At 71.2% G+C, this 6,248-nt stretch carries 6 protein-coding genes; 5 read left to right on the top strand and 1 reads right to left on the bottom strand.

The window, feature by feature from the left end:
* The first annotated feature begins 173 nt into the window (after positions 1–173).
* The 3 genes from ACFWX1_RS19025 to ACFWX1_RS19015 are packed head-to-tail and all read left to right on the top strand — an operon-like array spanning position 174 to position 3,627.
* Positions 174–1,694: an ArnT family glycosyltransferase gene (locus ACFWX1_RS19025; RefSeq protein WP_378388962.1), complete on the top strand. Its 1,521-nt coding sequence runs from the start codon at positions 174–176 to the stop codon at positions 1,692–1,694.
* Positions 1,691–3,004, top strand: a complete 1,314-nt coding sequence (locus tag ACFWX1_RS19020) for a sensor histidine kinase (RefSeq protein ID WP_378388960.1) — start codon at positions 1,691–1,693, stop codon at positions 3,002–3,004. Before ACFWX1_RS19025 ends, ACFWX1_RS19020 begins: the two co-directional genes overlap by 4 nt.
* Entirely contained in the window at positions 3,001–3,627 is a 627-nt protein-coding gene (locus ACFWX1_RS19015; protein WP_378388958.1) for a response regulator, read from the top strand. Before ACFWX1_RS19020 ends, ACFWX1_RS19015 begins: the two co-directional genes overlap by 4 nt.
* Before the next feature lie 7 nt (positions 3,628–3,634).
* Here the strand turns inward: ACFWX1_RS19015 and coaE are convergent, their stop codons facing one another.
* Positions 3,635–4,822 carry a dephospho-CoA kinase gene (gene coaE / locus ACFWX1_RS19010; RefSeq protein ID WP_378388956.1) on the bottom strand — a complete coding sequence of 396 codons (1,188 nt, stop codon included), beginning with the start codon at positions 4,820–4,822 and terminating at the stop codon, positions 3,635–3,637.
* A 215-nt stretch (positions 4,823–5,037) separates the two neighbouring features.
* Here coaE and ACFWX1_RS19005 point away from each other — a divergent pair, with 215 nt between their 5' ends.
* A complete protein-coding gene (locus tag ACFWX1_RS19005) occupies positions 5,038–5,250 on the top strand; it encodes a hypothetical protein (RefSeq protein WP_378388954.1) in 213 nt (70 codons plus the stop codon).
* 165 nt (positions 5,251–5,415) lie between these two features.
* Positions 5,416–6,039: a TetR/AcrR family transcriptional regulator gene (locus tag ACFWX1_RS19000; RefSeq protein WP_378389112.1), complete on the top strand. Its 624-nt coding sequence runs from the start codon at positions 5,416–5,418 to the stop codon at positions 6,037–6,039.
* The last annotated feature ends 209 nt before the right edge of the window (positions 6,040–6,248 follow it).

The following is a 6,248-nucleotide window of genomic DNA, read 5'->3' as shown; positions in this document are numbered from 1 at the left end:
GCGCCCCCGGGCTGATCCCCCACGGGCGGGTGTGTGTGGCGCGCCAGGTCCGCCAGCCCGCCTCTCCCCGGGCGGGCGCCCCCCCCCCCCCCGGCCCCCCCCCCCCCCCCCGGGCCGGGCCCACGTAGGGTGCGAACCACGACCCCAGACCGACCACGAACGCGAGGAGCAGCATGGACGCCGTGACCACGGCCCCCGCGAAGCCACGCGCCGACGTCGCGACGTTCGCCAAGCTGCCGGTGGCCCTGCTCGCCGCCGGAACAGCGGTGGCCCTGCTGCTCACCGCCGGGAGATACGGCTACTTCGGGGACGAGCTCTACTTCCTCGCCGCCGGGAAGCACCTGGCCTGGGGTTACGCCGATCAGCCGCCGGTGCTCCCGGCACTGGCGTGGCTGATGAACTCGCTCGCGCCGGGCTCGCTGATCGCGTTCCGGATCCCCGCCATCCTCGCCACCGCCGGCGGGGTCGTCTTCACCGCGCTCATCGCCCGCGAACTCGGCGGCGAACGCCGGGCGCAGACCCGGGCCGCGGCGGCGTACGCCATCTGCGGCCAGTTCGTCGGCAGCGGCCACTACCTCGCGACGTCGACCGTCGATCCGCTGCTGTGGACGGCGATCCTGTGGCTGCTGGTCCGGTGGATCCGGACTCGCGACGACAACCTGTTGCTGTGGCTCGGCGTGGCCACCGCGGTCGCGCTCAACATCAAGCTCCTCATCGCCGCGTTCTGGATCGTCACCGCGATCGCCGCGCTGGTCTTCGGCCCGCGTGAGCTGCTCCGCCGCCCGAAACTGTGGGCGGGCGCGGGAATCGCGGCGCTCTCACTCGTCCCGACCATGATCTGGCAGGCCACCCACGGCTGGCCGCAGCTGGGCATGGGTGACGCCGTCAGCAACGAGGTCACCGAGGCCGGTGGCCGGAGCGCGTTCCTGCCCGGCCTGTTGACCGGCGCGGGTCTGGTCACCGGTGCCCTGGGTGTCCTTTATGGACTGTGCGTGCTGCTGGGGAGCGAACGCCTGCGGCCGTACCGGTTTCTCGGCTGGGCCACGCTGGGCGTGATCGCGGTGTTCGTCCTCGCGAACGGGCGGCCGTACTACGCCGCGGGCATGTTCGGCGTGCTGTGGGCCGCGGCCGCGGTGCACCTGCAACTCCGACGTCCCGCGTTGTGGTGGCGCTGGGTGCCGACCTGGCCGGTGTTCGCCCTTTCCGCGCTCTTCAGCCTGCCCTACGCGCTCCCGGTGTGGCCCGCGCACTGGGTCGCCGACCATCCGGGAGCCCCTCGCCCCGCCTACGCGGCCGAGGAGATCGGCTGGCCCGATCTCGCCCAGAGCGTCGCGGACGTCTACCGCACCCTGCCGCCAGGACAACGCGAGCACACCGCGCTCGTCACCGCGGGCTACTGGCAGGCCGGCGCGCTCGACCGGTACGGGCCCGAGCTCGGGCTGCCCGAGGCGTACAGCCCGAGCCGGGGTTTCTGGTATTTCGGGCGGCCGGGGGATCACGTCGACACCGTGCTCTTCGTCGGCTACGACCCGAGGAAGCTGACCCCGAACTTCACGAGCGCGCAGATCGCCGGCAAGGTCGACAACGCGCTCGGCGTCCGCAACGCGAGCAGGCATATGCCGATCTGGCTCGTCACCGGACGGACGGCGGACTGGACGACGATCTGGCCGCAGCTGAGAGACATGAAGGCGTGACAGGCGTGAAGGTGGACTGGCGCGCACCGCTCTGGCCACCCGAGCACCGAACCGAAGCGCCGACCGGCTGGCGGCCCTGGCTTGCCCTCGTGGAGCGCTATCTGCCGTATGTCCTGCTCGCGGTGCCCACCGGGCTGAGCATCGGGCTCGGCGGACACGAGCCGCCCTGGGTGCTCACCACCTCCGGGCTCGTCGCCGCGTCCCTGGTGTGGGTCCTGCTCACCGTCACCCTCCCGCCGGAGCGGTGGCAGCAGAACCCGGTGTTCGCCGTGGTGGCCTTCAGCGGATTCGTGACGCTGGCGGGCATCCTCGAAGCCAGGGACACGAACTTCCTGATCTTCATGATCTTCGGGTTCTTCCAGGCGATGCGGCTCCGCCCGACGCCGCTGGCGCTGGCCGGGGTCGCGGTGGTGTCCCTGCTGATCCAGACGCTGCCGAACGGCGGGACCTGGCACGCACTGACCACCGCGCCCGGGATCTGGCTCACCGTCGTGCTCGTGCAGACCGCCGCGATCGGCGGTGGCGCCGTGATCTCGGCGACGATCGCGCGGCAGAACGAGGAGCGGCGGCGCATGCTCGACCAGCTCACCGCCGCGGCCGAGGAGAACGCGGGACTGCACCGGCAGTTGCTCAGCCAGGCCCGCGAGGCCGGGGTGCTGGACGAGCGTCAGCGGCTCAGCCAGGAAATCCACGACACCCTCGCGCAGGGGTTCACCGGGATCATCACGCAGCTCGAGGCGGCGGCGCAGGCGAAGGAAGATCCCGAGAAGTGGCAACGACACCTCGCGAGGGCGACCAGGCTGGCGCGGGAAAACCTCACCGCGGCACGGCGGTCGGTACACGCGCTGCACCCGGAGCCGCTCGAATCGGCGACACTGCCCGAAGCGCTGGAAGAGGTGTCGCGGCAGTGGAGTGAGCGCACCGGCGTCGCGACGTCGTTCACCACCACCGGCAGTCCCCAGGTGCTGCATCCGGAACTGGAGGCGACGCTGCTGCGCATCACCCAGGAAGCGCTGTCCAATGTGGACAAGCACGCGGCCGCGGGCCGGGTCGGCCTCACCCTGTCCTATATGGAGGACGAGGTGACCCTGGACGTGCGCGACGACGGCACCGGCTTCGTCCCCTGCCCGGCGTCGCGGCCCGCCGAAGCCGAGAGCGGGTTCGGGCTACCTGGGATGAGGCGCCGCGTGCAGCGGCTGGCCGGTACGCTGCACGTCGAGTCCGAACCGGGCGGCGGCACGGCGATCTCCGCCAGCCTCCCCGCGATCGGCGTGCAGCCGGTTGCCGGGGCCGAGGAGGGACGCGGATGACGATCACCGTGCTGATCGCGGACGACCATCCGATCGTCCGCGACGGGCTGCGCGGCATCTTCACCGGCGAGAACGGCTTCGAGGTTCTCGGCGAGGCGGGCGACGGCGCGGAGGCCGTCACGCTGGCCGAGCGGCTGCGTCCCGCGGTGGTCCTGATGGACCTGCGGATGCCCGGCACCGACGGCGTCGCCGCGATCACCGAACTCGCCCGGCGGGGCAACCCGGCCAGGGTGCTGGTGCTGACCACCTACGACACCGACTCCGACGTGGTGCCCGCGATCGAAGCCGGGGCCACCGGCTATCTGCTCAAGGACGCGCCCCGCGAGGAACTGTTCCGCGCCGTCCGCGCGGCGGCACGCGGCGAGGCGGTGCTCTCCCCCGCCGTCGCGAGCAGGCTCATGGGCCGGATGCGCGAGCCCGCGCAGGAACCGTTGAGCCAGCGCGAGATCGAGGTGCTGGCGCTGGTGGCCCGCGGATCGACGAACAAGGACGCGGCGAAGAAGCTGTTCATCAGCGAAGCGACCGTGAAGACCCACTTGCTGCACGTCTACGCGAAACTCGGGGTCAAGGACCGCGCCGCCGCGGTCGCCGTCGCCTTCGAACGCGGTCTGCTCGGCGGCTGAACCCTCTTCAGGGTGTCCAGTCGACCGTCGCCGCCCACGCCTCGGCACGGGTGAAGGCCGCGTTGACCCAGCTCTGCTTCTCGTCGGCGTAGTGCTCGACGGTGCCGTCGGCGGCGTGCTTGTCCGCCAGCTGCCGCTTGAGAGCGGCGTAGGCCTCCCGCTCCTCGGGGTGCACCCGCAGCCAGTCGCGGAAGAGCAGCGCGAGCCGCCAGGCCGGTGTCTCGGGCGTGCGGACGTGCAGGTTGACCGCGCGGCGCGGATCGGCCCCCAGGTGCATCCGCTTGAGCCACGGCCGCGTGCCGCCGTCCTGCGGATCGTCCCACCACTCGCCGCTCGCGCGCGGGAAGCCCGCGTCCGAGAGGGCGTCGGCGATGGCATCGGCGTCGTCCAAAGTGGACACCGTGAGCTGGAGGTCGAGGATGTTCTTGGCGGGCAGTCCCGGCACCGACGTCGAGCCGATGTGGTCGGCGCGGACGAGCCGGTCGGCCGCCGCCTGCCGGATCCGCGTCAGCTGCCGCTCCGCCTGCACCGGCCAGTCCGGGTCGTACTCGTCGATCTTCGGCGACATCGGCGGACGCGGACGACGCAGCCGGAGGTTCGCCTCGAACGGCACGAGCCGGTCGGCCCAGAGCGCGTCGACCTCGGCGAGGACGATGTCCTCTGCGCCGCCGTTGTCGAGCCAGACGTCGGCGACGGCGCGGCGCTGTTCCTCGGTCGCCTGCGCGCGGATCCGCGCCCGTGCGTCGTCCTCGGCCATGCCGCGGGCGGACACCAGCCTGCGCACCCGGGTCTCCACCGGCGCGTCGACCACGACGACGAGGTGATACGCCGCGGCGAGCCCGCCCTCGACCAGCAGCGGGATGTCGTGCACGACGATCGCGTCCGCCGCCGCGGCGGCCATCAGCTCGGCCGTGCGGGCGCCCACGCGGGGATGGACGATCGCGTTGAGCCGCTTGCGCGACTCCTCGTCGGCGAACGCCTTGGCGGCCAGCGCGGCGCGGTCCAGCGAACCGTCGGGGGCCAGCACGTCCATACCGAAGGCGCTCGCGAGTTCGGCGAGCCCGTCGGTGCCCGGCTCCACCACCTCGCGGGCGATCCGGTCCGAGTCGATGAGTACCGCGCCGTGCTCGGCCAGGCGATTGGCCACCGTCGATTTCCCGGCGCCGATCCCGCCGGTCAAGCCCACTCGCAGCATGGACTCACCCTAGTCAGACGAGCCAGCCACCCGATCAGGGGACACCGTGATCGCGCGCACGTGCACCCGCACGGTCTGCTGCACACCTGCCGGGGAATAGCAAGGTGACCCTAGGGCGTGATTCAACTGATATGGGTGACACGCCGGGTGATTACCACCGTTGCGCGCACCCATTGCGTACCGTGCGCGGCGAAGGTCGCCCACACGGAGGAACGATGGCGGACAGCAAGCGCGTCGGGAGGCACCGGCTCGGCACGCCGGGGCTGGTGCACTGCCTTCAGTACCGCCCTGTCGCACTGGCGCTCGAGGAGTACCGGCGCACATGGTGGAACGCGCTCCTGGTGCCCGCGAAACACAGCCTCGCGGGTCTGCGCCGGAAGGCACGGGCGGCGGCGGCCGAGCGCATCTGGGTTCCCGCCACGTCCTGATCCCGGTCATGCGGCGAAATCTGCCTGGACCAGTGGTCCGGACCAGGGAAAAGGCAAGTTCCCAAGACGGCTCGAATATCGTATCTTCTGCACCGAGGCGGACTTCGACGCCGGTGAACGGCGGATGCGAAGGGGGTGCGGGTCGTGGCCATCCGGCATCTGTCCATGCAACCTGCGGAACAGAACAATCGTGAGCGTTTTCTGGACGCGGCACTCGCCGTGCTGCTGGATCGGGGACCGATGGCGCTCACCATCCGTGGCGTCGCGGAGGCCGCCGGCGCGTCGACTATCGCTGTGTACACCAGGTTCGGCGGGCGGAGCGGGTTGTACGACGCGCTCTACGAACGCACCTTCGACCTGCTGCGGGAAATGCTGGAAACGCTTCCGCCGGAGACCGAAGACGGGCTCGGTGATCTGCTGGGTCTGGCCATGGAGTTCCGGAAGTTCGCCTGGGAGAGCCCGGCCCGCTACGCGTTGATGTTCGAGCGGCCGCTGCCGGACTTCAATCCCGATCCCGGTCTGCGCGCCGTGGTGCTGCGGACGACGTTCGAATTGTTCATCAGCAAGGTACGCAGAGTTTCCCCGCCGGGAATCGACGCGCGGGCGGCCGGTTACCAGTTGTGGGCGACGATGCACGGCCTGATGAGCATGGAGCTGACCCTGCGGTCGCGTGCGGCGGTGTCCGGCTGGTTCATCCCGCCGACGGACGAGGCCTACGAAGAGGTCTACCGCTCCGGTGTGCGGTCCATGATCACCGGGCTCGGCCTGCGTACCCTCACCGGCGCCTGATTTCTCCTCGCGTGCCCACTTCCCGGCCGTGTGCCGAGGGACGCCTTCGGTGCGTTGGCCGCACCGAGGGACGCCCCCGTCGCGCTCAACGCAACCAGGGCGTCCCTCGGGGGAAGCTCACGACCTGCCCTGATGGTGCCGGGTGTCGCGCTCCGCGACCGGTGGTGATGTGACGAAGGGGCCCTTCGGCACGCTGAACGCGCCAAAGG

Origin of the sequence: Amycolatopsis sp. NPDC059021 (genome assembly GCF_042739895.1) — a bacterium.
Classification (GTDB): Bacteria; Actinomycetota; Actinomycetes; order Mycobacteriales; family Pseudonocardiaceae; genus Amycolatopsis.
This window is presented reverse-complemented; position numbering and strand designations above follow the sequence as displayed.

Coding starts and splice junctions, on each gene's coding strand:
- ACFWX1_RS19025 (WP_378388962.1), top strand. CDS start 174: ATGGACGCCGTGACCACGGCCCCCGCGAAGCCACGCGCCGACGTCGCG.
- ACFWX1_RS19015 (WP_378388958.1), top strand. CDS start 3,001: ATGACGATCACCGTGCTGATCGCGGACGACCATCCGATCGTCCGCGAC.
- coaE (WP_378388956.1), bottom strand. CDS start 4,822: ATGCTGCGAGTGGGCTTGACCGGCGGGATCGGCGCCGGGAAATCGACG.
- ACFWX1_RS19005 (WP_378388954.1), top strand. CDS start 5,038: ATGGCGGACAGCAAGCGCGTCGGGAGGCACCGGCTCGGCACGCCGGGG.
- ACFWX1_RS19000 (WP_378389112.1), top strand. CDS start 5,416: ATGCAACCTGCGGAACAGAACAATCGTGAGCGTTTTCTGGACGCGGCA.